This window comes from Sanguibacter suarezii NBRC 16159 (assembly GCF_001552735.1).
GTDB classification, from domain to species: domain Bacteria; phylum Actinomycetota; class Actinomycetes; order Actinomycetales; family Cellulomonadaceae; genus Sanguibacter; species Sanguibacter suarezii.
Window position 1 is genome coordinate 1 of record NZ_BCRT01000009.1, and the last position, 25,444, is coordinate 25,444.

22 protein-coding genes are annotated in these 25,444 nt (G+C 70.8%); 14 read left to right on the forward strand and 8 right to left on the reverse strand.

All coding sequences use genetic code 11. The features are described from left to right. Positions 1 to 52: 52 nt before the first annotated feature. Positions 53 to 1,426, reverse strand: coding sequence for an L-fuconate dehydratase (locus SS2_RS04340; RefSeq protein ID WP_066461451.1), 1,374 nt, complete (start codon positions 1,424 to 1,426; stop codon positions 53 to 55). 194 nt (positions 1,427 to 1,620) lie between these two features. Between SS2_RS04340 and SS2_RS04345 the strand changes: the two genes are divergently transcribed. After that, on the forward strand, positions 1,621 to 2,634 hold the full coding sequence (locus SS2_RS04345; RefSeq protein ID WP_066461453.1) for an NAD(P)-dependent oxidoreductase: 1,014 nt from the start codon (positions 1,621 to 1,623) through the stop codon (positions 2,632 to 2,634). Positions 2,635 to 2,708: 74 nt separating this feature from the next. On the opposite strand, the gene SS2_RS04350 is transcribed toward SS2_RS04345, so the two are convergent. Genes SS2_RS04350 through SS2_RS04365 form a run of 4 tightly spaced genes read right to left on the reverse strand, consistent with a single transcriptional unit; the run spans position 2,709 to position 7,627 of the window. After that, positions 2,709 to 3,854: a glycerate kinase gene (locus SS2_RS04350; RefSeq protein WP_066461456.1), complete on the reverse strand. Its 1,146-nt coding sequence runs from the start codon at positions 3,852 to 3,854 to the stop codon at positions 2,709 to 2,711. Continuing rightward, positions 3,855 to 4,331, reverse strand: a complete 477-nt coding sequence (locus SS2_RS04355) for a tRNA (cytidine(34)-2'-O)-methyltransferase (protein WP_439646289.1) — start codon at positions 4,329 to 4,331, stop codon at positions 3,855 to 3,857. Between the two features lie 29 nt (positions 4,332 to 4,360). Then, entirely contained in the window at positions 4,361 to 5,374 is a 1,014-nt protein-coding gene (locus SS2_RS04360; RefSeq protein WP_083941751.1) for a DUF4862 family protein, read from the reverse strand. 60 nt (positions 5,375 to 5,434) lie between these two features. Next, a complete protein-coding gene (locus SS2_RS04365) occupies positions 5,435 to 7,627 on the reverse strand; it encodes a DUF6807 family protein (protein ID WP_066461458.1) in 2,193 nt (730 codons plus the stop codon). A gap of 154 nt (positions 7,628 to 7,781) precedes the next feature. Here SS2_RS04365 and SS2_RS04370 point away from each other — a divergent pair, with 154 nt between their 5' ends. The 13 genes from SS2_RS04370 to SS2_RS04430 all read left to right on the forward strand — a co-directional run bounded on the left by SS2_RS04370 (position 7,782) and on the right by SS2_RS04430 (position 22,000). Continuing rightward, entirely contained in the window at positions 7,782 to 8,732 is a 951-nt protein-coding gene (locus tag SS2_RS04370; RefSeq protein ID WP_066461459.1) for a carbohydrate ABC transporter permease, read from the forward strand. Beyond that, a complete protein-coding gene (locus SS2_RS04375) occupies positions 8,725 to 9,651 on the forward strand; it encodes a carbohydrate ABC transporter permease (RefSeq protein WP_083941754.1) in 927 nt (308 codons plus the stop codon). The genes SS2_RS04370 and SS2_RS04375 overlap by 8 nt, the downstream gene beginning before the upstream one ends. A gap of 81 nt (positions 9,652 to 9,732) precedes the next feature. Beyond that, positions 9,733 to 11,106 carry an ABC transporter substrate-binding protein gene (locus SS2_RS04380; protein WP_066461463.1) on the forward strand — a complete coding sequence of 458 codons (1,374 nt, stop codon included), beginning with the start codon at positions 9,733 to 9,735 and terminating at the stop codon, positions 11,104 to 11,106. 162 nt (positions 11,107 to 11,268) lie between these two features. Next, on the forward strand, positions 11,269 to 12,591 hold the full coding sequence (locus SS2_RS04385; RefSeq protein ID WP_369405199.1) for a Gfo/Idh/MocA family protein: 1,323 nt from the start codon (positions 11,269 to 11,271) through the stop codon (positions 12,589 to 12,591). A 71-nt stretch (positions 12,592 to 12,662) separates the two neighbouring features. After that, positions 12,663 to 14,030 (forward strand): Gfo/Idh/MocA family protein, encoded by a 1,368-nt coding sequence (locus SS2_RS04390; protein WP_066461466.1) that lies wholly within the window; start codon positions 12,663 to 12,665, stop codon positions 14,028 to 14,030. A 149-nt stretch (positions 14,031 to 14,179) separates the two neighbouring features. Continuing rightward, positions 14,180 to 14,437, forward strand: a complete 258-nt coding sequence (locus SS2_RS17575; RefSeq protein WP_066461468.1) for a hypothetical protein — start codon at positions 14,180 to 14,182, stop codon at positions 14,435 to 14,437. Further along, a complete protein-coding gene (locus SS2_RS04400; RefSeq protein WP_066461470.1) occupies positions 14,434 to 15,135 on the forward strand; it encodes a ThuA domain-containing protein in 702 nt (233 codons plus the stop codon). Before SS2_RS17575 ends, SS2_RS04400 begins: the two co-directional genes overlap by 4 nt. Continuing rightward, positions 15,108 to 16,226 carry a Gfo/Idh/MocA family protein gene (locus SS2_RS04405; RefSeq protein ID WP_066461473.1) on the forward strand — a complete coding sequence of 373 codons (1,119 nt, stop codon included), beginning with the start codon at positions 15,108 to 15,110 and terminating at the stop codon, positions 16,224 to 16,226. The genes SS2_RS04400 and SS2_RS04405 overlap by 28 nt, the downstream gene beginning before the upstream one ends. Beyond that, positions 16,223 to 17,422, forward strand: a complete 1,200-nt coding sequence (locus tag SS2_RS04410; RefSeq protein ID WP_066461474.1) for an endo-1,4-beta-xylanase — start codon at positions 16,223 to 16,225, stop codon at positions 17,420 to 17,422. The genes SS2_RS04405 and SS2_RS04410 overlap by 4 nt, the downstream gene beginning before the upstream one ends. Before the next feature lie 133 nt (positions 17,423 to 17,555). Next, entirely contained in the window at positions 17,556 to 19,244 is a 1,689-nt protein-coding gene (locus SS2_RS04415; RefSeq protein WP_066461475.1) for an ABC transporter substrate-binding protein, read from the forward strand. A gap of 88 nt (positions 19,245 to 19,332) precedes the next feature. After that, positions 19,333 to 20,382 carry an ABC transporter permease gene (locus SS2_RS04420; protein WP_083941756.1) on the forward strand — a complete coding sequence of 350 codons (1,050 nt, stop codon included), beginning with the start codon at positions 19,333 to 19,335 and terminating at the stop codon, positions 20,380 to 20,382. Positions 20,383 to 20,393: 11 nt separating this feature from the next. After that, positions 20,394 to 21,314, forward strand: coding sequence for a carbohydrate ABC transporter permease (locus SS2_RS04425; RefSeq protein ID WP_066461541.1), 921 nt, complete (start codon positions 20,394 to 20,396; stop codon positions 21,312 to 21,314). Then, positions 21,311 to 22,000, forward strand: coding sequence for a hypothetical protein (locus SS2_RS04430; RefSeq protein WP_066461477.1), 690 nt, complete (start codon positions 21,311 to 21,313; stop codon positions 21,998 to 22,000). The genes SS2_RS04425 and SS2_RS04430 overlap by 4 nt, the downstream gene beginning before the upstream one ends. A gap of 40 nt (positions 22,001 to 22,040) precedes the next feature. Here SS2_RS04430 and SS2_RS04435 read toward each other — a convergent pair whose 3' ends face one another. From SS2_RS04435 to SS2_RS04445, 3 genes are all read right to left on the reverse strand, one after another. Then, positions 22,041 to 23,057 carry a LacI family DNA-binding transcriptional regulator gene (locus tag SS2_RS04435; protein ID WP_066461479.1) on the reverse strand — a complete coding sequence of 339 codons (1,017 nt, stop codon included), beginning with the start codon at positions 23,055 to 23,057 and terminating at the stop codon, positions 22,041 to 22,043. Positions 23,058 to 23,137: 80 nt separating this feature from the next. Further along, on the reverse strand, positions 23,138 to 24,169 hold the full coding sequence (locus tag SS2_RS04440) for a LacI family DNA-binding transcriptional regulator (protein ID WP_066461480.1): 1,032 nt from the start codon (positions 24,167 to 24,169) through the stop codon (positions 23,138 to 23,140). A gap of 65 nt (positions 24,170 to 24,234) precedes the next feature. After that, a complete protein-coding gene (locus SS2_RS04445; protein ID WP_066461482.1) occupies positions 24,235 to 25,257 on the reverse strand; it encodes a LacI family DNA-binding transcriptional regulator in 1,023 nt (340 codons plus the stop codon). Positions 25,258 to 25,444 lie beyond the last annotated feature (187 nt).

The following is a 25,444-nucleotide window of genomic DNA, read 5'->3' on the forward strand; positions in this document are numbered from 1 at the left end:
GGGGGGGCGGGGCTCGGACCGCAGCGGGGCGGCCCGGCCGAGAGGCGTGAGGTCAGACGGCGGCGGGGGTGCGCCCCTCGGCAGCCGCAGCGGCCGCAGCGGCCGCCGAGGCGTGGCGCTCGCGCCAGTAGGACCCGTCCGGGAAGCGGTACTCGGCCACCGACGCCGGGTGCATCTCGGTCGAGTAGCCGGGCAGGCTCGGCAGGACGTAGGCGGCATTCGTGACGACGCAGGGATCGGTGAAGTGCTCGTGCAGGTGATCGACGAACTCGGTGACGCGGCCCTCGCGGCTGCCGGAGATCGCCACGAAGTCGAGCATCGACACGTGCTGGACCATCTCGCACAGCCCGACGCCGCCCGCGTGCGGGCAGACCGGGACGTCGAACTTTGCCGCGAGCAGCAGCACCGCGACGATCTCGTTGAGGCTGGCCAGGCGGCCGGCGTCGAGCTGGCAGAAGTCGAGGGCGCCAGCCTGCATGAACTGCTTGAACATGACCCGGTTGTGGCAGTGCTCGCCGGTCGCGACCCCGATCGGCGCCACGCCGCGCTTGATGGCCGCGTGGCCGAGCACGTCGTCAGGGCTGGTGGGCTCCTCGATCCACAGCAGGTCGAATGGCGCGAGGGCGTTGGTCCACTCGATCGCCTGGTCCACGTCCCACACCTGGTTGGCGTCGATCATGAGCACACGGTCCGGACCGATCACCTCACGGGCGATCGCGCAGCGGCGGACGTCGTCCTCCAGGTTCCCGCCCACCTTGAGCTTGATGTGGTTGTAGCCCTCGTCGATCGCCTCCTGGCAGAGGCGGCGCAGCTTGTCGTCGGAGTAGCCCAGCCACCCGGCCGATGTCGTGTAGCAGGGGTAGCCGGTGGCCTCGAGCTCGGCGATGCGCCCGGCCTTCCCGGACTCCTTGGCGCGGAGCATCGCGACGGCCTCCTCGCGGGTGAGGGCGTCGGAGAGGTAGCGCAGGTCGGCGACGTCGACGAGCTGCTCGGGGGTCATGTCCGCGAGCAGGCGCCACACCGGCTTGCCGGCCAGGCGCCCGGCGAGGTCCCAGGCGGCATTCATCACAGCAGACAGCGACAGGTGGACCACACCCTTCTCCGGGCCGAGCCAGCGCATCTGGGCGTCGGAGGTGAGGAAGCGGTACACCCCGCCCATGTCCGCCACCATCTCCTCGACGTCCCGGCCGACGAGCTGCTCAGCCTGCTGGCGCGCGGCGACGGCGACGATGTCGTTGCCCCGCCCCGTCGTGAACGTCAGCCCGTACCCGGCGAGCGGGGAGCCGTCTGCGGCGGTGCCGTCGGTGCGCAGCACCACGTAGGCGGCGGAGTAGTCGCCGTCCTTGTTCATCGCGTCCGAGCCGTCTGCGGTGAGGGAGGTCGGGAAGCGGACGTCGTCGATCTCGATGCTGGTGATGCGGGCCATGTCTGGCACCCCTTCGTCATTGATGGGTGGGTGGTTCGAGCGAGAACAGGAGCAGACGTAGCCTAGCAATCATCTGATGACTGAGGCAAAGTAGTCCCGACTGCGCGGCGCAGAGCCGCTAACTACTGTTATAGATCAGATCTTTAGTGGATCGCGCCTCCTTCGAGGGGTCACCGGTCCGGAGACGAGGAAGCATGACCCACCGCCAGCGCACCCCGGGCCAGGAGTATGTCGTCGGGCTCAGCTCGGACGTGACCGCACCGGACGGCTCGACGATCTTCGGCGACGTCGGCCTGGACCGGCTCACCGAGGCGGGGCTGCGCTGGGAGGTGATGCCCGCGCTCGCCGGTCACGACCCGAGCGCCGCCGAGCTCGCCCCCTACGACGCCGTGCTGTCCTTCGGTCACTGGGGCTACTCCCGGGAGGTCGTCGCCGCGGCGCCCCGCCTCAAGCACGTCGCCCGCTTCGGAGCGGGCTTCGACGGGATCGACCTCGCCGGCCTGGCCGCCGAGGGGGTCGTGGTGACCAACACCCCGAACGGCGTGCGCCGGCCGCTCGCCCTCGCGGCGATGACCCTGCTGCTCGCCCTGAGCCATCGCCTCATGGACAACGGCCGTGCCGCCGCGCAGGGCCGCTGGCAAGACCGCGGGAGCTACCGAGGGCTGGGGCTGGCGGGGCGGACCGTGGCGATCATCGGCGTCGGCGGGGTCGGCACCGACCTGGCTCAGCTCATCGCCCCGCTCGGGGTCCGGATCGTCACGGTGGACCGCCCGAGCGTGCGCGCCCGCCAGGCGGCCGGGGAGCTGGCCGGCGTCGAGCTGCTCAGCCTGGAGGACCTCGCGGCGAGGGCCGACTACGTCGTCCTCACCGCCTCGCTCACCCCGTCCTCACGCCACATGGTCGACGCCGACTTCCTCGCGCGGATGCCGCGGACCTCCTACGTCATCAACGTCGGGCGCGGGCCGCTGATCGACCAGGACGCCCTGGTCGAGGCGCTGCGCACGGGCAGCATCGCCGGGGCCGGGCTCGACGTGCTCGAGCAGGAGCCGCCGGCCGCCGACGACCCGCTGCTCACCATGGACAACGTCATCGTCACCCCGCACGCCCTGTGCTGGACCGCCGACTTCGTCCGCGACGTCTCCACGAGCGTCGTCGACGCCCTCATCGACGTAGCCCACAACCGCCCCCCAACCCACCCCCTCAACTAACCCCACCCCACCCCCCCGCTGAGTGCTGGCTTGTGCACGCCCATATCGGACATCAGGCGTGCACAAGCCAGCACTCAGCGGGGGCGGATGGGTGGGATGGGGGGAGTGGGGTCGGCTGGGCCGGGGGTGGTGAGGGCGTGGGCGGCGCGGGTGCCGGCCTCGGTGAGCCAGCGCGCTGGGTCGGCCAGGGCGGCCGCCTCGCCGGCGAGGTCCACCAGGGAGCAGTGCCAGACGCCGTGCTCGTCCAGCCAGCGCGCGTCGGGGATCGACCCGGCGACGACGGCGGTCCGCAGCGCGGGACGCGACGCCAGGCCCACGACCTCACCGACCACCTTCCCGTCCAGGCTCGTCCCGTCGAACCGCCCCTCCCCGGTGATCAGCACGTCGGCGCCGCTCAGCAGCTCCGGGAGCCCGACGAGGGCGGCGACGTGCGCGGCACCTGAGACGACGCGCGCCTGCCAGGCGGCGATGAAGCCGAAGCCGGTGCCGCCCGCCGCTCCGGCGCCGGGAACCTGCCCTGCCCCGTCCAGCACCTGCGCGAGCCGCGCCAGCCCAGCCTCCAGCTGCTCGACGTCGCCCGCGGACGCGCCCTTCTGCGGGCCGAAGACCCGCGCCGCCCCCCGCGCGCCGAGCAACGGGTTGTCCACGTCGGTCAGCAGGACCACCCCACCCGGGGGAGGTGGGCGCAGCCCCGAGCGATCCGCCGTTGCCAGTTGGCCCAGCGCCCCTCCGCCGTCCTGGAGCACCGCGCCGGTCGCGTCGCGCAGCACCAGGCCGAGGGCGCTGAGGGCACCGGCCCCGCCGTCGGTCGAGGCCGACCCGCCGAGCGCGATCGTCACGGACTGCGCGCCGGCGTCCAGCGCTGCTGCGACCACCTCACCGAGCCCGCGGGTGGTCGCCCCCAGCGGGTCCGGGGCCGCCATCAACGTCAGCCCGCTGACCTGCGCGAGCTCGACGACCGCGTGGCGACCAGGCAGCTCGAGCCAGCGGCCCACCACGACCCGCCCGTCCGGACCCGTGCAGCCCGGTACCTCATGGACCAGGGCGCCGGGGACCGCCGCGGCGATGACCGCGAGGGTCCCTTCACCGCCGTCCGCCAGGGCCACGGTCCGCACGTCGTCGCCCGGGCGCACCGCCCTCCAGCCGCGGGCGATCGCCGCCGCGGCGCCGGCCGCGTCGAGGGATCCCTTGAAGGAGTCCGGGGCGACGACGACGCGCACTCAGACCCCGCCGACGAAGCCCGCCTGGCGCCACGCCTCGTAGATGACGATGGACGCGGAGGAGGTGAGGTTGAGGGAGCGGCGGCTGGGCAGCATCGGGATCTTCACCTGGTCGGTGATGCGCGGGTGAGCCAGGACGGCGTCCTCCAGGCCGGTCGGCTCCGGGCCGAAGAGCAGGATGTCGCTGGGACGGTAGACGATGTCCGCGTAGCGGGTCGTCGCCTTCGTGGTGAAGGCGAAGACCCGCGCGGTGAGGTCGCCGGCGAGCAGCGCCTCGAAGTCGGGGTGCACGCTGACGGAGGCGAGGTCGTGGTAGTCCAGGCCGGCGCGCTTGAGCTTGGGCTCGGACAGGTCGAAGCCGAGCGGCTCGACCAGGTGCAGCCGGGCACCGGTGACCGCCGCGAGGCGGATCGCGTTCCCGGTGTTCTGAGGGATGCGGGGTTCGTGGAAGGCGATGCTCGGCAGGGTGTCAGTCACCCGATGATTCTGCCACCCGCGCGAGGGGCTCAGCCGATCCACACCGCGGCGTCGGCGGCGTCGAGCTCCAGGCCCGCTCCGACCAGCAGTGCGAGCGACTCCCGGGCCAGGGCGAGCCGCTCGGCCGCGGAGGCCTGCGCAGGGCGCGCGGTGACCTTGACCCCGACGAAGGCGAGGTCAGCGTCACCGGCGGCGGCCAGCGCCGCGGCCACCTCCTCGACCCCGAGCAACGAGGCCGACGACGCGGCGAGGGCTGCGGACTCGCCGCGCGGTGCCATGTGGGTGTCGTCCCAGGCCGGACCCCAGGCGGTCGCCTGGTCGGTGGCCCCGGAGAAGATGATCGAGCGCAGCAGCCCGGCCTCGGCGGCGACGCGCACGTGCTCGGTCGCGGTCTCGCTCGAGCGTCCCTCGATCGCGGACCGGCCCCAGTTGATCCCCACCCCCAGTCGCGCGTCGGGCTGTGCGGCGAGCACGGTGCGGATCGCGGTGATCTCGTCGTCGATGGTGAGGAATCCCTTGACCGGTGCCTGCCCGGGGACGAGCGCGTCACAGTGCTCGACGACGATCTGCGCGCCGCCCAGGTCCCACGTCGCCAGCTCGGCGAGGGACTGGGCAAAGGCGTCGACCGACCCGAGCTCGGGGCCGGGGGCGCTGTGCACCTCGATCGCCGTCACCCGCGGACGGCCGCTCGCGGCGGCGAGGGTGTGGGCCAGGTCCCGGGCGACGGCCAGGTCCGCCAGGGCGGCGCGCCGCCCCTCGGCGTCGGTCGAGGCGAGGCCGTAGCCGGGGGAGGTGGCCAACCGCATCATGGTCCGCGGGATGCACGTGATCATGAGGTCCCACTCGGGGCGCAGCGTGCTCAGGATCCACTCCGGGTCCAGGGCCGGTGCGCCCTCGCCCAGCAGCGGGAGCTCGATCGTGGCGACGGGGAGGTCGCCCAGCCCGGTGTAGAACTCCGCCTCGGCGCGGCCGGCGTCGGCGTCGGGCCCGGGGGTGAGGGCGTAGGCGCCGAAGGTCAGGGAGGGGAGGGGAGCATGCGTCATCGGGACTCCAGGGGGCGGTCGCGGTCGCGCGGTCTTCTCGTCTGAGGACTCCATTGTCGGCTACCGCAGGCGTGGAACCTCGTTCCACGCCAGCGCCGCGCCGAGGTGTTCCACGCGCGGCCGGGACAGGCGCCCGTCGGCCACGGCGACGCGCACCGTGCGGGTCTGGGGTGCTCCGGGGGCCAGGACCGTCTGCCTCTCCCAGGCGATCGCCGAGCCGACGCCGGGGTAGGAGGCGGCGCGCACCACCCACGGGTCCGCGGCGGTGGGCGCGTCTCCTGCGGCGAAGACGAGGGTGAAGGGTGCACCGCCTCCTACCCCGGCGTCGCCAGCGTCGCCGCCGTCGCCGCCGTCGCCCGACGGCGTGGCGGTGGCCTGCCAGGCCACCCAGGGTGCGAGCGAGCCGTGCACGGCGTCCTCCCCGACGCGGTCCGGGGACCACACGTCGATCTGGCTGCAGGGAGCCACCCGCCAGAAGAACCCGCCGTACCCGCCGCCCGGGCGGCCGTTGGACCCCGGGCTGCCCAGCACGACGTCGCGCTCGGCCGCGGCGGTCAGCGTCGAGCTGGTCTCCAGGGCCCACGCCGCCTCGTCCAGCTGCCACCAGCGTGTGGTGCGCCGCTCGGTGAGCAGCGCCGAACCGTCGTGAGCCAGCCAGGTGAGCGCGTCGGTGACGTGCTCCGCGTCCTGGGTCAGCGTTCGGTCGTGGCGGATCGACCCGTGGTCGTCGCGCCAGAGGTAGCCGTGGTCACGGACGTAGGTGCGTCCGCCCCAGAGGTTGTTCCCGTCCACGTCCTGCACGCCGATGCCGGCTCCGGCGTGCCAGGTGTGGTCGGCCGGTCGGGCGTCGGTCACGGTGACGCCGGCCAGGGTGCGCACCGGGTGCAGGTGCGGGCGGGGGGAGTCGGAGGGACGCGAGCCCGACCCGTCGACGAGGCGGGCGACCTCGACCCCGGCCACGCGGGCGGTCGCCAGCTTGCGGTGCGGACCCTCGGGGGAGGGAACCGTCCACGGTGCGCCGAGGGTGGTGAAGGTCTCCAGGTGCTCGGCCACCTGCTCGCACCAGTGCTCGACGTCGGCCACCACGATGTGCGGGGAGACCGGGGGCGCGACGGTGGTCGCGGGCGGAGCCGGTGCAGCCGGTTCAGCCGGGTGCCCAGCTGCCCCCGGGAGCACCGTGGTCAGGTGCTCAGGTGAGATCTCGGCCGGGTCCGGGGCCGCCCGGACCGCATCGAGGACCCGCATGAACGCCCCCGTCCCCTGGACCGGGCACAGCAGCGCAGCGCCGTCGCGGATGTGGTCGACGAGGTTGGCCAGCAGCCCGGTCCGTCCGTGCTGCTCGGTCGTGACCTCGGCGCCGCGGCGGATCTGCACGGTGTCGGTCGTGTAGAACAGCGTCGCGCTCGCGGCCGACCCGTGCACCACGATGCGCGGCGCGGTCTGGACCGGCGCGCACAGGGTGAGCCCGAGGGCGATGACCGTGCCGGTCCGGGTCCGGATCCGCACGCTCGAGGTGTCGTCCGCCTCGATGCGGTTGCCACGGTAGAGGTCCGTGGTCACCTCGGTCACGTCGCCGGCCAGGGTGGAGCCGTCCACGGCCAGCGCGGTCGCGACCGCGTGGGCGAGCGGGTTGGTGACCACGCCGTCCACGACGGGCACGCCGTCGAGCGTGCGGCGCCCGGCCCAGCGGGCGCGCGCCCAGTAGACCTCGTCGCGGGTCCACGTCCCCACCGCGCCGATGCCGCGCACGGTGCCCAGCTCACCGGAGGTGACGAGCTCGCGGACCCGCGTGAGGGCGTGGGAGCCCAGGGACTGGAATCCGACCTGGCAGGCCAGGCCGGAGCGCTCGGCTGCGGCGAGCAGCCGCTCGAAGGTGGCCAGGGACGGGGTGGTGGGCTTCTCGAGGAAGACGTGGCTGCCGTGGGCGAAGGCCAGCTCGGCGAGCTCGAGGTGGGTGTTGATGGGCGTGCAGATGATGGTGATGTCGGGGGAGTGCGCCGCGAAGAGGTCGGCTGCGCTGGCGTAGACCCGGTCGGCGCTGAGGGTCTCGGTGATGGTGGCGGGCGGGGCCGGGTCGGCGACGGCGACGAGCTCGACGAGGGCGGGGCGCCCTTCCCGCGCGGTGGACAGGTCGGCGATGACCCGCAGGTGGGATCGGCCGTGGCCGCCGGCGCCCAGGAGTGCGACGGTCAGCGGTGACCGGTCGGAGAGTGGATGCGGCGTGGGGATCGGTTCGGTGGTGGCGACGTGCACGGTACGTGCTCCTGACTCGCGTGTGTCCAGGTGGTCATGACACCCGCCACACAGTCGTCGTTGACATGTGTCGTGCATCACTGCTAAAACTACTACATGAGTTGGAGAGCGCTCTCCAACACTCCGGGCTATCAACGAAGATTGCCGAGGCACCATGTCTGCACCAACGGAACTGCGCTCGACGACCCGCACCGCTGGACGGCGTGGTAGACGAGGGCCGGCGACCGCGTCCGAGAAGAGGGATGCCAAGGCAGCCCTGTTCTTCCTGGCCCCCTGGGCCGTCGGGCTCGTCCTCATCACCGTGGGGCCCATCACGGCCTCCCTCTACCTGTCCTTCACGGACTACAGCCTGCTCGCGCCGCCCGAGTGGATCGGCCTGGAGAACTACGAGCGGATGATCGACGACCCGCGCCTGCACACGGCGCTGGCGGTGACCTTCCGCTACGTGTTCATCTCGGTCCCGCTCCAGCTCATCGCGGCCCTCGGGCTGGCGATGATCCTCGACCGCGGTGTCCGCGGGCTCGCGATCTACCGGTCGATGTACTACCTGCCCTCCCTGCTCGGCGGGTCGGTCGCCGTCGCCATCCTGTGGCGTCAGGTCTTCGGCACGGACGGGCTCGTCAACCAGCTGCTCGCCTTCTTCGGCATCCAGGGGCAGGGCTGGGTGTCTCACCCGGAGTACGCCCTGGGCACGCTCATGATCCTCAACGTATGGACCTTCGGGGCTCCGATGGTCATCTTCCTCGCCGGGCTGCGGCAGATCCCGGAGATGTACTACGAGGCGGCCGCGATCGACGGCGCGGGCAAGGTGCGGCTGTTCTTCTCCATCACCATCCCGCTGCTCACGCCGATCATCTTCTTCAACCTCGTGCTGCAGGTCATCAACGCCTTCCAGTCCTTCACGCAGGCGTTCATCGTCTCGGGAGGCTCGGGCGGACCCGCCGACTCGACGCTCTTCTTCACGCTGTACCTCTACCAGAAGGGCTTCGGAGCCCTGGACATGGGGTACGCCTCAGCGATGGCCTGGCTGCTCCTGGGCATCATCGCTGCACTCACCGCCGTGAACTTCTTCGCCTCGAAGTATTGGGTCTTCTACAATGACTGATTCCCTTGTCCTCGCCGAGAAGTCGTCCGCGAGCGCCGGCCAGAGCTCCTCCACCTCGCGACGTCGCGAGCACCGCAAGCCCTCCGCGGCCAAGCGTCGAGCCAGGGCGGTGGTCAAGCACACGCTGCTCATCATCTTCGGCCTGATCATGCTGTACCCGCTGCTGTGGATGCTGGCCAGCTCCTTCAAGCCGAGCTCGTTGATCTTCCGGGACCCCTCGCTCATCCCGTCCACGGTCGACCTGAGCAACTACACCGGTGGCTGGAACGCACTGTCCCACCCCTTCGGGCACTACATCATGAACTCCGCGATCGTGGTGGCCGGGTCGCTGCTGGGCAACCTCATCGCCTGCTCGATGGCCGCCTACGCCTTCGCCCGGCTGAACTTCCGCGGCCGCAAGCTGCTCTTCGCGATCATGCTCATGACGATCATGCTGCCGATCCACGTCATCATCGTGCCGCAGTACATCCTGTTCTCCCAGCTGCAGTGGATCAACACCTTCCTGCCGCTGATCGTGCCGAAGCTGCTGGCCACGGACGCGTTCTTCATCTTCCTCATGGTCCAGTTCTTCCGCGGGATCCCCAAGGAGCTCGACGAGGCCGCCCGCCTGGACGGCTGCGGTCACATCCGCACGTACTTCCGGATCATGCTGCCGCTGTCGGTCCCGGCCTTGGCCACGACCGCGATCTTCACGTTCATCTGGACCTGGAACGACTTCTTCAGCCAGCTGATCTTCCTCACCCGACCGGACATGTACACGGTCCCGGTGGCGCTGCGCACCTTCGTCGACGCCACGGGTCAGACGAGCTGGGGGCCGCTGTTTGCGATGTCCATCGTCTCCCTCATCCCCATCTTCCTCGTCTTCCTCTTCGGCCAGAAGTACCTGGTCAAGGGCATCGCCACGACCGGTATCAAGTAGGCCGGCCACGCTGCCCCTCACGACGCACATCTCACCGGAACGACCCGTCAGAGCACTGCAAGGCACAAGCAAAGGAGCATGATGTCTCAGCACAGCACCTCACCGTTCCCCCCGTCCCACCCCCCACGCGCCCGACGCCGGTCGATCGCCACCACCGCGGGCCTCGCCGTGGTCGGCCTGCTCCTGGCAGGCTGCGGCGGCGGCGACGGCGGGCTCGCGCCCGCCGAGGCGTCCCCCAAGACCAGCACCTCCGCCGGCGGCGACGAGAAGGTCGAGCTGCGGTTCTCCTGGTGGGGCTCGGACACCCGGCACGCTCTCAACCAGGAGGTCATCGACCTCTTCACCGCTGAGCACCCCAACATCACGATCGTCGCCGACTACACCAGCTGGGGTGACTACTGGGACAAGCTCTCCACCACCGTCGCAGCCGGGGACACCCCGGACGTGATGATGCAGGAGGAGCGCTACCTGCGCGAGTACGCCACCAAGGGCGTGGTCCAGGACATGTCGGCCCTGACCAGCCTGGACCTGAGCGGGATCGAGGAGGAGATCCTCTCCGCCGGGAACTTCGACGACGGCCAGTTCGGTGTCCCCACCGGTATCAACACCTACGCCTTCGTCGCCGACCCCGAGGTCTACGCGGCAGCCGGCGTGGAGCTCCCGGACGACACCACGTGGACCTGGGACGACTACATCGAGGTCACGACCGCGATCTCCGCCAACTCTCCTGACGGTGTCTACGGCGCGCAGGACTACGGCTTCAACGAGCCCGGCTTCGCGATCTTCGCCCGCCAGAAGGGTGAGGAGCTCTACAACCCCGACGGCAGCCTGGGCTTCAGCAAGGAGACCCTCGCCGAGTGGTGGAGCATGTCCCTGACGCTGCAGGACGCCGGCGCGACGCCGCCTGCGACCAAGAGCGTGGAGGTGGAGAACGGCGGCCCGGAGATGTCCCTGGTGGGCACCGGGCAAGGCGGCAACTCGCTGTTCTGGACCAACCAGCTCGGCGCGCTGACCAGCGCGGCCGGTCACGAGCTCAAGCTGCTGCGTCACCCTGGCGAGGCGGACGGGGAGCGGACGGGCATGTACTTCAAGCCCTCGATGTACTACTCCATCTCCTCCACGACCGAGCACCCGGAGGAGGCGGCCCTCTTCGTCGACTTCATGCTCAACGACGTCGAGGCCGGCAAGATCATCCTCTCCGACCGTGGCCTGCCGGCCAACACCTCGGTGCGTGAGGCGGTCCAGGAGAGCTTCACCGACGTGGACAAGCAGTCCGCAGCCTTCCTGGCAGACCTGGGGCCGGTCATCGTCGACTCCCTCGCCACCCCGCCCGTCGGCTCGGGTGAGGTCGTGAACATCATCAAGCGCATCAACGAGCAGGTGCTGTTCCGTCAGATCACCCCGGAGCAGGCGGCCGAGCAGTTCATGTCAGAGGTCGAGCAGGCCACGAGCTGATCCCTGCCGGCCGGGACGCGGCACCGATCAGTGAGCTGATCGTGTGCAGCGGCTCGCGCTGACGTACTACCGTCGGCCCAGACCCGCCGGAGGGTCTGGGCCGACGGTCCGTGACAGACAAGAACAGGAGCAGTCCACGTGGGAGACAGTGCAGGTGGTGCAGTGCGACGGTACGCCGTCGTCGGGGCGGGGCACCGTGCGCAGATGTACGTCGACTCGATCCTCGCCGACCACGGCGACGTCGCGCAGATCGTGGCGTGGTGCGAGCCCAACCCCGTGCGTGCGGACTACTTCGACGGGCTGCTCCAGGCCGCCGGGCTCCCCGCGGTCCCGCGGTACCTGCCGGCCGACCTCGAGGTGATGATCGCCGACGAGCGCGTCGACACCGTCATCGTGACCAGCCCGGACGACACCCACGCGGAGATGGCCACCCGGGCCATGCGGGCCGGCGCGGACGTCGTCATCGAGAAGCCGTTGACCACGGATCTGGCGGGCAGCCGCCGATTCATCGAGGCGCTCGAGGACACCGGCCGGTCCCTCGTCCTGACGTTCAACTACCGCTACGCCGCGCGCAACTCCGCCCTCAAGGAGGTCATCTCCTCCGGGGAGATCGGGGAGGTGACCTCGGTGCACTTCGAGTGGCTGCTGGACACCATGCACGGAGCCGACTACTTCCGGCGCTGGCACCGTGACCGGGAACGGTCCGGCGGGCTGCTGGTCCACAACTCCTCCCACCACTTCGACCTCGTCAACTGGTGGCTCGACGACTTCCCCTCCCGCGTCTTCGCCAGCGGCGGCCTGCGCTTCTACGGAGACGTCAACGCCAAGGCGCGCGGCCTGGGCCGGCGCCCCGAACGCGGCACGACGACGCCGCCGAGCAACGACCCCTTCGCCCTGGACCTGCGGGACGACCCCCGCCTCAAGGCCCTCTACCTCGACGCCGAGGAGCACGACGGGTACCTGCGTGACCGGGACGTGTTCTCTCCCGGCATCACGATCGAGGACAACATGTCCGTGCTCGTCGACTACACCCGCGGCGCCTCGCTCACCTACTCCCTCAACACCCACAGCCCGTGGGAGGGGTACCGGGTGGGGATCAACGGCACCGAGGGACGGGTCGAGCTGGAGGTCGTCGAGCGCGGTGCGCTGCTGCCCCGGGCCGACGGCCGCCGCGACCTCGACGCCTCCAAGACCGGGCACGAGGACGCGCCCGGCGAGCTGCGCCCCCGCGGAGAACGCATCCTCGTCCAGCGCCACTGGGAGGCCTCGCGCGAGGTGGCGATCCACCGCACCGATGGGGCGCACGGCGGCGGCGACGCGCAGATGCTCGCCGACGTCTTCCGCGGCCCGGCCCCGGACTCCCTGGGACGACCGGCCAACTACAAGGACGGGCTCCGGTCCGTCGTCGTGGGCATCGCGGCCACGTCGTCGTTGCGGATCGGCCTCCCGGTACGCATCGCGGACCTCGGGCTCGACCTGACCTGAGGCGATCGCGCGACCTGCCCTGCTCAACCCGCCCTGCACCCACGCTTCGTCGAACCGAGAGTGAGCTCATCATGACCACCCGCCGCAGATACGCCGTCGCAGGGCTGGGCAACCGGGCCGAGATGTTCGTCGAGGCCATCGCCGGCCCCCACCAGGACGTCGCCGAGCTGGTGGCCTGGTGCGAGCCGAACCCCACCCGCGCGGCGTACTACGACGCCAGGTGCGCTGAGCTGGGCATCTGTGCGGACCCGCTGCCGCGCTACGACCCCGAGGCCCTCGAGGCGATGATCGCCGAGCAACGGGTCGACGTCGTCATCGTCACCACCCCGGACTACACCCACGCTGACCTGGTGACCCGCGCCATGCGCGCCGGGGCCGACGTCGTGGTGGAGAAGCCGCTGACCATCGACCTGGCCGGCGCCCTGGCCATCGAGGAAGCCCGCGCCGAGACCGGGCGGGACCTGACGGTGACCTTCAACTACCGCTACTCCCCGCGCAACAGCGCCCTCAAGGAGGTGCTGCGCAGCGGCGTGATCGGTGAGGTGACGTCGGTGCACTTCGAGTGGGTGCTGGACACACGGCACGGCGCCGACTACTTCCGGCGCTGGCACCGGCTCAAGGAGCAGTCCGGGGGCCTGCTCGTCCACAAGTCCTCGCACCACTTCGACCTCGTCAACTGGTGGCTCGACGACGTGCCGTCCCGCGTCTTCGCCAGCGGCGGGCTGCGGTTCTACGGGCCGGAGAACGCGGCCGCGCGCGGGCTGGAGGACCGGCCCGTGCGCGGGACCGGTGACCACGCTGCGAGCGACCCTTTCGCCCTCGACCTGCGCGACGACCCCCGCCTGCGCGACCTCTACCTCGAGGCCGAGGACCACGACGGGTACCTGCGTGACCTCGACGTCTTCACCGGTCCCATCACCATCGAGGACAACCTGGCCGTGCTCGTCGACTACCGCTCCGGGGCCACCCTCACCTACTCCCTCAACGCCCACGGCCCCTGGGAGGGGTACACCGTCGCGGTCAACGGCACGGGCGGGCGAGCGGAGCTGTCAGTCGTGGAACGGACCTCGGTCCCACCGTTCCCCGGCCACGGAGTCCTCGACGCGAGCGCCCACGACGAGCCCGGCGGGGCAGCGCGCACCCCCGGCGCCGTGAACGAGGACCTCGAGCCCGCGCGGGTGCGCGGCAACCGGCTGGTGGTCCAGCAGCACTGGGGCGAGGCCCGCACCGTCCCGGTGGCGGAGGGCGCAGGAGGGCACGGCGGGGGAGACGCCGCGCTGCTGGCCCACGTCTTCCGCGGGGTCAGCCACGACCCCCTCGGCCTGCACGCGGGGCCCCGGGACGGCTTCCGGTCCCTCGCCGTCGGGATCGCGGCGAACGCCTCGCTGGAGTCCGGCAACGCCGAGCGTGTCCTCGAGCTGGGACTGCCGCTGCACTGACACGATCCCTGAGATTTCGATCTCTGGGGAGCGCCCGCACATAACTGGCGCGAAAACAATGGTGGACATCACAGCCTTCCTAAGGCAAGATCTCTCGAGAGATCGATCTCTGCGGCAACGATGCCGCTCGGCCTGGGGAGTTGAGATGCATGGGCGACGACCCCTGGGGCCACCTCCCCGTCCGCGTCGAGGAGGACGCCGCCTCCCGCACAGAGCGCATCTCCTTCATCCTCAGCGCTGCTGACGAGACCGCTCCCCAGCTGCCGAGGCTGACCACGCACGCCTGCGCCGTCGCCCTGACCCGCCGTGAGCGGGAGACCACCCGTGCCGCGGGTCGGCTGCGACGAGCGGAGCCGAGGACCACGGTCGAACCGACCGGGCGACACGAGAGGACACGACAGACATGAGACAAGCACTCGTGGTGCGCGGGGGGTGGGACGGTCACCAGCCGGAGGCTGCGACCGACCTCTTCGTGCCCTTCCTGCGCGAGCAGGGCTTCGAGGTGGACATCGAGAAGGACAACGAGGTCTACGCCGACGCCGCACGGATGGCCGAGGTCGACCTCGTCCTGCAGAGCGTGACGATGACCGAGATCAGCGGCCCCGCCGTCGCGGGGCTGCGGGCAGCCGTCGCCGCCGGGACGGGCCTGGCCGGCTGGCACGGAGGGATCGCCGACTCCTACCGCAACAGCTCGGACTACCTCCAGCTCGTCGGGGGCCAGTTCGCCACCCACCCGGGCAAGCACCCGCAGGAGCGGGTCGGCGACGCCAGCGACAACTACCTGCGCTACACGGTCGAGGTCACCGACGCGGGGCGAGAGCACCCGATCATGGCTGGCATCGAGGACTTCGAGCTCGAGACGGAGCAGTACTGGGTGCTGCACGACGACCTCATCGACGTCCTCGCCACCACGACGCACCCCGTGCAGCCGTGGCACCCGTGGCACCGTCCCGTCACCTCGCCCGCGGTCTGGACCCGGCTGTGGGGCGCGGGACGCGTCGTCGTGGTCACCCCCGGGCACTCGCCCGAGGTGCTCACCGACCCGAATGTTCGCACGATCGTGGAGAGGGGCCTGCTGTGGGCGAGCCGCACGGAATCGGAGTAATCGGTCTCGGCGTCATCCTGGACGCGTATCTGACGACGCTGGCTGACCACCACGGGGTGCGGATCGCCGCCGTCGCCGACCTCGACCCCGCGCGGGCCGCGGCCGTCGCGGACGCCCTCCCCGGGACCCGAGCGTGCTCGGTCGACGAGCTGCTCGGTACGGACGACGTCGAGACGGTCCTCGACCTGACGACCCCCGGGGCGCACGCCGAGATCGCGCTGGCCTGCGCGCGCAGCGGGAAGAACCACTACGGCGAGAAGCCGCTCGCCTCGACGCTCGACGACGCCCGCCGCGTCGTCCAGGCGGCAGGCGCCGCGGGGATCGGGCTGGGCTGCGCGCCCGACACGGTCCTGGGCACCGGCGTCCAGACGGCGCGCGCCATCATCGACGCGGGGCTCATCGGCACCCCGACGGGCGCCGTGGCGACCTGGGTCTCACCCGGGCACGAGGCCTGGCACCCCAACCCGGACTTCTACTACCTGCCCGGCGGCGGCCCGCTGCTGGACATGGGTCCGTACTACCTCACGAGCCTGGTCCACCTGCTCGGTCCGGTCGTGGCAGTGACCGGGTCGGCCGGTCGTCTGCGCGACCGGCGGACCATCGCCTCGGGGGCCCGCGCCGGTGAGGTGGTGCCGGTGGAGGTCGCCACCCACGTCGCCGGCACCCTCGAGCACGCCACCGGTGCGATCTCGACCGTGACGGTGAGCTTCGACGCGGCCGGCACCCGGGCCCGGCCCATCGAGGTGTACGGCGACGAGGGCGCGGTCGCCGTCCCCGACCCCAACACCTTCGCGGGGGACGTCGAGCTCCTCAGGCGTGGCAGCACCTCGTGGGACCTCGTGGCGCCGCGAGCCGGCTTCGTGGACTCCTCGCGCGGCCTCGGGCTGCTCGAGATGGTCGGCTCCGCCGGCCTCGGCGCAGCCCCGGAGACGGCGCGGGCGAGCGGGGCGGTCGGGCTGCACGTCATGGAGATCATGACCGGGCTGCTCGAGGCAGCGAGCAGCGGCCGGCGCACAGCCGTCACCACGGCACCTGCCCGTCCCGACCTCGTGCCGCTGACCGAACGCGAGACGTGGCGGTGGGGCATATGAGCACCGACCACCGGACAGGGACGGCGTCGCTGCGGCTCACCAGCGAGAGCGGGGAGACGCTCGCGCACCGCGACGTCCGGGTGCGCCAGGTCCGCCACGCCCTCGAGTTCGGCTGCGCCGCCTTCGAGGTCGCCCAGGCGGGCGAGGACTACCAGCAGCTCTGGCTGGACCTCTTCGACACCGCGACGCTCCCGGTCTACTGGGGACGCTACGAGCCGGAGCGCGGCGCGACGCGACGCGACGACCTCATGACCGCGGCGCGCTGGTTCGCCGAGCGCGACGTCCGGCTCAAGGGCCACCCCCTCGTGTGGCACACGGTCAAGGCGCCGTGGGTCGACGCGCTCGCGCTCGAGGAGGCCGAGGCGCTGCTGCGCGGACGGGTGCGCCGCGAGGTGGGTGACTTCGCCGGGCTCATCACCACCTGGGACGCGATCAACGAGGTCGTCATCATGCCGCGCTTCACCAACGAGCCCGACGGCGTCCCGAACGCGATCACGCGCCTGTGCGCCCAGAAGGGGCGCGTCGAGATGGTGCGCCTCGCCGTGGAGGAGGCCCGCTCTGTGGGCACGACGCCGCGGCTGGTCCTCAACGACTTCGACCTCGGTCCCGAGTACGAGCAGCTCATCGAGGAGGTGCTCGCCGCCGGCATCGAGATCGACGCCATCGGTCTGCAGTCGCACATGCACCAGGGCTTCCGGGGCGAGGAGCAGCTGTGGGAGATCTCCGACAGGTTCGCGCGCTTCGGTCTGCCGCTGCACTGGACCGAGACGACGCTCGTCTCGGGCGACCTCATGCCGGCCGAGATCACCGACCTCAACGACCACGTCGTCGCCTCCTGGCCGAGCACCCCCGAGGGGGAGGCACGCCAGGCAGACGAGATCGTCCGTCAGTACACCACGCTCGTCGAGCACCCCGCGGTCGAGTCGATCACGTACTGGGGCATGGGTGACGCGGGTGCGTGGCTCAACGCACCGGCCGGGCTGGTGCGAGCCGACGGCTCCGCCAAGCCCGCCTACCACGCGCTGCGCGACCTCGTCCGTGGGACGTGGTGGCTCGACCCGACGACGGTGCGCACGGACGAAGACGGCCGCCTGCCCCTCGCCGGCTTCGCTGGGAGGTACGAGCTCGAGCTCGACGCGAGGTCTGCTCAGGTCGACCTCGCTCCCGGGGACCAGGCCCTGGACGTGGTGCTGTGAGCGACGACGCCGGGCTGAGGCCGCCCTGAGGACACCGCGAGGCACCCGCACGCACCACCCCCCCACGCGTCACCCACGCAGCAGACACCGACGTCCGCTGACACCGAGCAACCCGATCTCAACGAGGAGAATCATGGTTTACCGACCCACCCTTCGACCCACCCGCCCCGCCCTGCTGCGCAGGAGCGCCGCCTTCGCCGCCGTCTCGACCCTGGCGCTGGTCGCCTGCTCCTCCGGAGGTGGCGGCGGTGGCGGCGCCGCCGCCGAGGCCGGCCCCGTCGATCTCACCTGCTCCGTCGAGGACTACTCGGCCGACCAGCAGTTCACGAGCCCGGAGCCGATGGAGGTGAGCATGCTCTGGACGGACTGGCCCGAGGCGACCATGAAGGACTCCTGGGAGCTGTTCGACGAGATCGAGGCGCGCACCAACGTCACGATCACCACCACCCACATCCCCTTCAGCGACGCGCTCGAGAAGCGCGGGCTCCTCATCAGCGCGGGCGACGCTCCGACCGTCATCCCGCTCATCTACACAGGTGACGAGCGCCAGTACGCCGCCTCCGGCGCGGTGCTGCCGCTGAGCGACTACGCCGAGTACATGCCCAACTTCCAGAAGTACCTCGAGGAGTGGGACCTCGCCGGCATGATCGACAACCTGCGTCAGGCCGACGGCCGGTACTACATGACCCCGGGCCTCCAAGAGGTCTCGGTCCCGATGTTCTCCCTCATCATCCGCAAGGACGTCTTCGACGAGGTCGGCGCGCCGGTCCCGGAGACCTGGGAGGAGCTCGAGGCGGGCCTGGCGCTCATCAAGGCGAAGTACCCGGACAGCAAGCCGCTCGCTGACGGCTTCGAGGGAGCCTCGATGCTCAACTACGCCGCGCACGCCTTCGGCACGGTCGCCGGCTGGGGCTTCGGCACCGGGATGTTCTACGACGAGGCCGCCGGTGAGTTCGAGTACGCCGCCACCTCTGAGGAGTACAAGAGCATGCTCGAGTACTTCAACGGCCTCACCGAGCAGGGGCTGCTCGACACGGAGTCCTTCACGGCACCGAACGACGGCACCGGGACGGTCATCGAGAAGTTCGCCGCCGAGTCCGTCTTCGCGGCCTCCGGCGCCCCGGGCACCGTCCAGGAGTTCGCCACGGCCCTCGACGCAGCCGGCGTGACTGACTACGAGCTCGTCCAGATCGCACCCCCGGGCGGGGACGCGGGCCAGGTCGTCGAGCCGCGCAACTTCTGGAACGGCTTCATGATCACCGCCCAGGCGAAGGACGACCCCAACCTGTGCAGCACCATCCAGTTCCTCGACTGGCTGTACTACAGCCCCGAGGCGCGCGAGCTCATCCAGTGGGGCGTCGAGGGTGAGACGTACACCAAGGCTGAGGACGGCGCCATCACCTTGAACCCGGAGTACAAGTACGCCGCCTACAACCTCAACATGGACACCGGCACCACGGACATCAAGCTCGACCTCGGCTACGGCAACGACGTCCTCGCCGGGTCCACCGAGTCTCGCGAGCTCAAGGAGTCCTACAACTCCCCGCAGTACGTCGAGTACATCGACACGGTGCTCGCCACGCGGACCCCGCGTGATCCTTTCCCGCCGGCTCCGCTCGACGAGGCCGACCTCGAGCAGGCCTCGCTCCTGGGTACCCCGCTCAAGGACTCCGTGGACACCGCGACCCTGCAGTTCATCCTCGGGGAGCGTGACCTCGCCGAGTGGGACTCCTATGTCGCCGAGCTCGAGGGTCAGGGCCTGTCCGGCTACGTGGACCTCATCAACAACGCCAAGGACAGCTACGCCGAGAACAAGGGCTGACCAGCTCTGACCAGGCCTTGCGGGGTGCTCGGCCGCCGGATCACGGGAGTGCCGGCACCCCGCAGGGCCCCTGACGAAGGAGTACGGCATGACTGTCACACCCGAGCCCGCTCCGGCTCAGCCGGGGGCCGCCGCCGTCGCGGCCCCGGTCGGCCTGCTGGACGACGACACCGCGACGCCCGCATCATCCTCGACCGGTCGAGAGGCCGGTCCACCTCCAGGCCTCCGCTCCCTCCGGGTGCCCTGGAAGATGGCGCTGCGACGCGACTGGCCGCTGTACGCGATGGCCCTCGGCCCCGTCCTGTTCCTCCTGGTCTTCAAGTACATCCCGATGCTGGGCAACGTCATCGCCTTCCGGCGGTTCCGGCCCGGCGGGAGCATGTTCGGGGACGAGTGGGTCGGGATGCGCTACATCGACCTCTTCATCAACGACCCCTCGTTCTGGAAGGTCTTCGGCAACACGGTGGTGCTCGGTGGTCTCACCCTGCTCTTCTGCTTCCCGCTGCCGATCATCCTCGCGCTCATGCTCAACGAGGTGCGCAAGAAGGCCTTCAAGCGGACCATCCAGTCGATCTCCTACCTTCCCCACTTCCTCTCGATCGTCATCATCGTCGGGATGACGATGCAGATCCTCTCGGTCCAGGGCACGGCCAACCAGATCATCACCGCCTTCGGTGGCGACGCGATCCCGTTCCTGCAGCGCGCCGAGTGGTTCCGCACCGTGTACGTCGGCACCGAGGTGTGGCAGACCGTCGGGTGGGGGACGATCCTCTACCTCGCCGCGCTCACGACCGTGGACTCGAGCCTCTACGAGGCAGCCCGCATCGACGGGGCCAACCGCTGGCGCCAGACCTGGCACGTCACGCTGCCCGGCATCCGGCCCACGATGATCACCCTGCTCATCCTCAACATCGGCTCCTTCCTCAACGTCGGCTTCGAGAAGGTGCTCCTGCTGTACAACCCCTTGACCTACTCGACCGGTGACGTGATCTCGACCTACCTGTACCGCGTCGGGCTCGTGGCCAACAACTTCAGCTATGCGGCGGCGATCGGCCTGTTCCAGGCGATCATCGGCCTGATCATGATCCTGAGCGCGAACTTCCTCTCGCGCCGAGTGGTAGGAGCAAGCCTGTGGTGACCCAGAGCGCGATGACGACGCCCACCGCCTCACCGCGCGGCGGCAAGCCGGTGGGAGTGCGAGACAGCCGCGGGTACCGGGTGTTCACCTGGGTCAACGGGACACTGCTCCTCCTCATCTGTTGCGTGATGCTCTACCCCTTCGTGACCCTGCTCGCCCAGTCGTTCAGCAGCTCGGGCGCGATCAAGGCGGGCATGGTCAACGCGTGGCCGGTCGAGTTCAACATCGACACCTACCGGGCGGTCGGGCAGAACGAGATGTTCTGGCGCAACTACCGCAACACCGTCGTCTACACGGTCGTGGGAACGACCATCGCGATGGTGCTCACGACCCTCTTCGCCTTCGTCCTGTCGAAGAAGCACCTGCGCGGCCGCACTGTCCTCATCTGGATCGCGGTCTTCACGATGTTCTTCAACGGCGGCCTCATCCCCAACTACGTCCTCATCTCGACGCTGGGCATGAAGAACACCATGTGGGCTCTCGTCCTGCCCGGTGCCATCTCGGTCTTCAACCTGCTCGTCATGAAGTCCTTCTTCGAGAACCTGCCGACCGAGCTCGAGGAAGCAGCCCAGATCGACGGCCTCGGGTGGTTCGGGATCTTCGGTCGCATCGTCCTCCCGCTCTCGAAGGCGGTCATCGCCACGATGATCCTCTTCTACTCGGTGGCGATCTGGAACGACTGGTTCCCCGCCTTCCTCTACCTGGACAAGCAGGAGCTCTTCCCCGTGACGCTCTTCCTGCGCAACCTCGTCGCGGGAGCCTCGAGCACCGCCTCGGAGGGGGCGGCGGCCTCCGGCAGCACGACCGCGGCGATCTCGGCGAACATCCAGTCGGTGACGATGATCCTCACGATCATCCCGATCCTGTGCGTGTATCCCTTCGTCCAGCGGTACTTCGTCTCCGGCGTCATGCTCGGGTCGGTCAAGGGATGAGCACCGCCCACGTCGTCACCGGGACCGGCGCGCTGTCCCAGCTGACCCAGGCGGTGTACCAGCACGCCGCGCTGGCGCTGTGCCTGGTGGCAGGGTGCGCGCCGACGGTGGTCGCGCTCACGCTGCTCACCGGGGCGCCGGCCAACCTGCCGTTCTTCGTGCTCGCCCAGCTCCCGGTGGCTCCGGTGCTCTCCGCCGGGCTCTACGCCGTCCGGGGCTGGCGAGCCGACGCCGACCAGGGGCCCGTCGCCCTGTTCTGGCGGGGGTGCAGGATGAACACCCGCGACGTCCTGCGCTGGTGGGTCCCCGTGGTGCTAGTCGCCATGGTGCTCGTGGTGAACATCTGGGCAGCGGACAGCGTGGCGGGGGCTCAGATGCTCCGCCCTGCGGCCGTCGTCCTCCTCGTGATCCTCGCGCTCTGGTCCGGGCAGATGCTCCTCGTGACGACCTTCTTCAGCTTCAGGACGAGGGACGCCGCGCGGATCGGTGCCGTCATGGCCTTCTCGCGATGGCGCGTGACAGCCGTCCACGCCTCCTTGCTCGTCGTCGCCGTCGGCGTCACCACCTTCGGTTCCGACGTCCTCCTCGCCCTGTCTGCCTGGGCTCTCGTCTCGATGCTCGAGGCGGTCTCCCGTCCGGTCGTGGTCGAGGTCACCGAGAGGTTCACGGTCCGCGACGACGCGTGACCTGGCGGCTCCTGCGGCCGATACCGGCCGCAGGAGCCGTCTACACAGACTCCCGGACGACCAGCCGCGTCTCGGCGAGGACGTGTCGCGGCTCGGTGATCGGGGCTCCGAGGGAGCGCACGACGAGCCCCGCAGCGATCGACCCCATCTCCTGGAGCGGCTGGTGCACGGAGGTGAGCGGCGGGTCGGCGGTGGCGGCGACGACCGTGTCGTCGAAGCCGACCACCGAGACGTCGGTCGGCACCTGCCTGCCGCTGGCTGAGAGCACCCGCATCGCACCGACGGCCATGAGGTCGGACTGGGCGAAGAGACCGTCGACGTCGGGCGATCGCCGCAGCAGCTGCGCCATGGCAGCGGACCCGGAGGCCATCGTGAAGTCCCCACGGGCGACCGGCCCCGGTGGCAGGCCCCACGCCTCGAGCTCGTCGATGAACCCGCGCAGGCGCTCCAGCGCCGGCAGGTAGGGGTCGCGGCCGGCGATCGTCGCGATCCTCCGCCGGCCCGCCTCCAGCAGGGCTCGCGTGGCGAGCCGGGCGCCACCGTAGTTGTCGGAGTCGACGAGGGTGTCCTCCTCGGCGAGCTCGGTGGTGGGGTGGCCGACGTAGACGATGGGGATCGGCAGGCCCCTGAGCTGGCGGAACAAGGTCTCTGACTCGCGCTGCAGGATGACGACGGCGCCGTCGACGTGCCCGGAGGTCAGGTACGGCACCAGCGGGCTCGGCTCCTGGCCGTCGTCGAGCAGCAGGACGGGCAGCAGGGACTGCTCGAGGAGGGTGGTGGTCGCCCCGCGCAACGGAGCGCCGACGAAGGGACCGGCCAGTCCCTCGAGCTCGCTGTTCGGCGCGATGACGGCGACCGAGCTCGAGGCGCCGCTGCGCAGGGCGCGCGCAGCGGTGTTGGTGCGGTAGTTCAGGCGGCGGGCAGCCATCTGGACGCGGTCGGCGAGCTCGGGGTCCACGGTCGTCTGGCCGGCGAGGACACGGGAGGCGGTGGCACGCGAGACGCCCGCGGCCCGCGCGACGTCGAGGAGGGTCGGACGACCAGTGGCAGAGGTCACGCATGCATCGTCCCACCTCTGACCCGCAGGACACGGCACACGCCGAGCCCCGCAGGGCGGCGGAGCGGGTGATCTCTTCCTCAGACGGACTCTCGCGTCGTCAGCGACGTCGACAGGACCGGGACGACGGCACCGGCCGCCGCGGCGCCGTCGACCAGGAGGCGCGCCGCGGTGCGGCCCATCTCCTCCAGGGGCTGCCTGACGGAGGTGAGCGGAGGGTCGCAGGTGGCCGCGACGACGGTGTCGTCGAAGCCCACGACAGACACGTCGTCGGGGACCGTGCGGCCCGCACCGTGCAGGACCCGGACCGCACCGACTGCCATGAGGTCGGAGGAGGCGAAGACCCCGTCGATCGCCGGGTCGTGACGGAGCAGACGGGCCATCGCGGCGGCACCGGTGGCGAGGGTGAACTCCCCGCGGGCGATCCGGCCCGGGGTGAGACCCCATGCCTCGTGCTCCTCGCGGAAACCGGTCACGCGGTCCTCGCCCGACCCGATGTCGGACGGCCCGGCGATCATCACCAGCCGCCGCCGCCCGGCCTCGAGCAGCGCCCGGGTGGCCAGGCGCGCACCTTCCGCGTTGTCGCAGTCCACCACGGGGTGGGAGGGCTGTGGATCCGCAGGGCGCCCGACGTAGACGAGAGGCAGGTCGAGGTCACGAAGCTCGTCCAGCAGGAAGGTGATCTCGTGCTGGAGGATGACGATCGCGCCGTCCACGTGCCCGCGCCGGAGGTAGTGGGCGACCCTCCCCGGGTCAGCGCCGTCGACGAGCAGCAGGACCGGCTGGATCTGCGCCTCGATGAGGACCTTGGTGGCGCCGCGGACCGGCGCCGCGGTGAAGGTCCCCCCGATGCCCTGGTCCAGCTCGCTCGCCGCGGCGACCAGAGCGATCGACCCCGTCCGGCCGCTGCGCAGGGACTGGGCGGCCTTGTTGGTCTCGTAGCGCAGCTCGCGGGCCGCCCGCCACACGGCGGCAGCCATCGAGGCGTCCACCGATGTCGATCCAGACAGGACGCGTGAGGCCGTCGCCCGGGACACGCCGGCGGCGTGGGCCACGGTGACGAGGGTGGGTCGGCGTCCGGAGGTGGGGGTGGAGGGTCCGGAGGATGGCACGCATACATCGTGCCGCACGACGGCCGGGCGCACCGGCACGCGGGCAGCGCGGCGTGGCGTGGTGGTCACCGGCCAGGCGGCCCCGGGGTCGAGTCGCGGATGGTCACGGTCCCCTGGACCCGCACCACGCGGGGCTCGGGCGCCGGGGCGGCGAAGGCCAGGTCTGTCGCCGCGATCCCGATGTCGTGCAGGGGCAGGTGCACGGTGGTCAGCCGCGGCGTGACGTCCTGCAGCGCGTCGATGTCGTCGAAGCCGGCGAGGGACACGTCCTGCGGCACGCGCAGGCCGGCGTCGGTCAGCGCGGCGAGTGCGCCGAGGGCCATGACGTCGTTGACGGCGAAGATCAGCTCGGGCCTGGCCGAGCGCAGCACGTCCTGGGTGGCGTCGCGTCCGCCGTCGCGGGTGAACCGCGAGTGGACCATGGTCGTGCGGGCGCCGCCGAGCAGCGCGAGCTCCTGGGCAAAGGTCTGCGCCCGCTCTTGGGCGGTGAGGTGGTCCGCGGGCCCGGCGAGGATCGCCACGTCCCGGTAGCCGCGGGCGTGCAGGGCACGGGCGAGCGACCGGGCGCCGTCGACGTTGTCGATGACCACGGTGTCCGTCTCCAGGACGGCCTGGCCCACCAGGACCGTCGCGCCACCGGTCCGGCGGTGCTCAGCCAGAGCGCCGGTGAGGGCGGCGAGCACAGCCGGGTCGGCGCGCCGGCCGCCGACGACGACGAGCGCGTGGGCGCGCTGGGAGGACAGCAGCTCGACGAGCTCGCGCTCGCGGTTGGCGTTGGACTGCGTGCTCGCCAGCGTCACCACAAAACCGCGACGCTCGGCGGCGACCATGACACCGGAGGCGATCGCGGAGAAGTAGGGATCGGTGATCGAGTGGACGATGAGCCCCAGCTGCTTCGTCTCACCGCGGGCCATCGCCTGGGCGTTCGCGTCAGGGGAGTAGCGCAGCTTCTCCGCCGCAGCGTGGACGCGCTCGCGGATGTCGTCGCGGACCTTGCGGTTCTTGTTGCCGTTGATGGCCCGGCTCGCGGTGGCGAGGGACACCCCGGCCTCGCGGGCCACGTCGGTCAGCGTCACCCGCGGTGTCATGGGCCGATCCTAGTCCGGCCCGGCGCACTCGTGCCCCGGTCTGTTCGTGTCTGCCGTTCCGACTTCTCTTCGGCACCCGATGCAGGATGGCTGACGGTGACGACCACTAGAATGTGTTTGCGGAACGTCCCCTTACGGGGTACGTTTTGCAAACAGATCTAGGTGAGCGTTCGCATTGGAGACGACC

Excerpts from the sequence above, each read along its gene's own strand:
- SS2_RS04390 (WP_066461466.1), top strand. The coding sequence starts at position 12,663 with ATGACCACCCGCCGCAGATACGCCGTCGCAGGGCTGGGCAACCGGGCC.
- SS2_RS04425 (WP_066461541.1), top strand. The coding sequence starts at position 20,394 with ATGACGACGCCCACCGCCTCACCGCGCGGCGGCAAGCCGGTGGGAGTG.
- SS2_RS04420 (WP_083941756.1), top strand. The coding sequence starts at position 19,333 with ATGACTGTCACACCCGAGCCCGCTCCGGCTCAGCCGGGGGCCGCCGCC.
- SS2_RS04430 (WP_066461477.1), top strand. The coding sequence starts at position 21,311 with ATGAGCACCGCCCACGTCGTCACCGGGACCGGCGCGCTGTCCCAGCTG.
- SS2_RS17575 (WP_066461468.1), top strand. The coding sequence starts at position 14,180 with ATGGGCGACGACCCCTGGGGCCACCTCCCCGTCCGCGTCGAGGAGGAC.
- SS2_RS04410 (WP_066461474.1), top strand. The coding sequence starts at position 16,223 with ATGAGCACCGACCACCGGACAGGGACGGCGTCGCTGCGGCTCACCAGC.
- SS2_RS04340 (WP_066461451.1), bottom strand. The coding sequence starts at position 1,426 with ATGGCCCGCATCACCAGCATCGAGATCGACGACGTCCGCTTCCCGACC.
- SS2_RS04360 (WP_083941751.1), bottom strand. The coding sequence starts at position 5,374 with ATGACGCATGCTCCCCTCCCCTCCCTGACCTTCGGCGCCTACGCCCTC.
- SS2_RS04415 (WP_066461475.1), top strand. The coding sequence starts at position 17,556 with ATGGTTTACCGACCCACCCTTCGACCCACCCGCCCCGCCCTGCTGCGC.
- SS2_RS04400 (WP_066461470.1), top strand. The coding sequence starts at position 14,434 with ATGAGACAAGCACTCGTGGTGCGCGGGGGGTGGGACGGTCACCAGCCG.
- SS2_RS04380 (WP_066461463.1), top strand. The coding sequence starts at position 9,733 with ATGTCTCAGCACAGCACCTCACCGTTCCCCCCGTCCCACCCCCCACGC.
- SS2_RS04375 (WP_083941754.1), top strand. The coding sequence starts at position 8,725 with ATGACTGATTCCCTTGTCCTCGCCGAGAAGTCGTCCGCGAGCGCCGGC.
- SS2_RS04370 (WP_066461459.1), top strand. The coding sequence starts at position 7,782 with ATGTCTGCACCAACGGAACTGCGCTCGACGACCCGCACCGCTGGACGG.
- SS2_RS04445 (WP_066461482.1), bottom strand. The coding sequence starts at position 25,257 with ATGACACCGCGGGTGACGCTGACCGACGTGGCCCGCGAGGCCGGGGTG.
- SS2_RS04345 (WP_066461453.1), top strand. The coding sequence starts at position 1,621 with ATGACCCACCGCCAGCGCACCCCGGGCCAGGAGTATGTCGTCGGGCTC.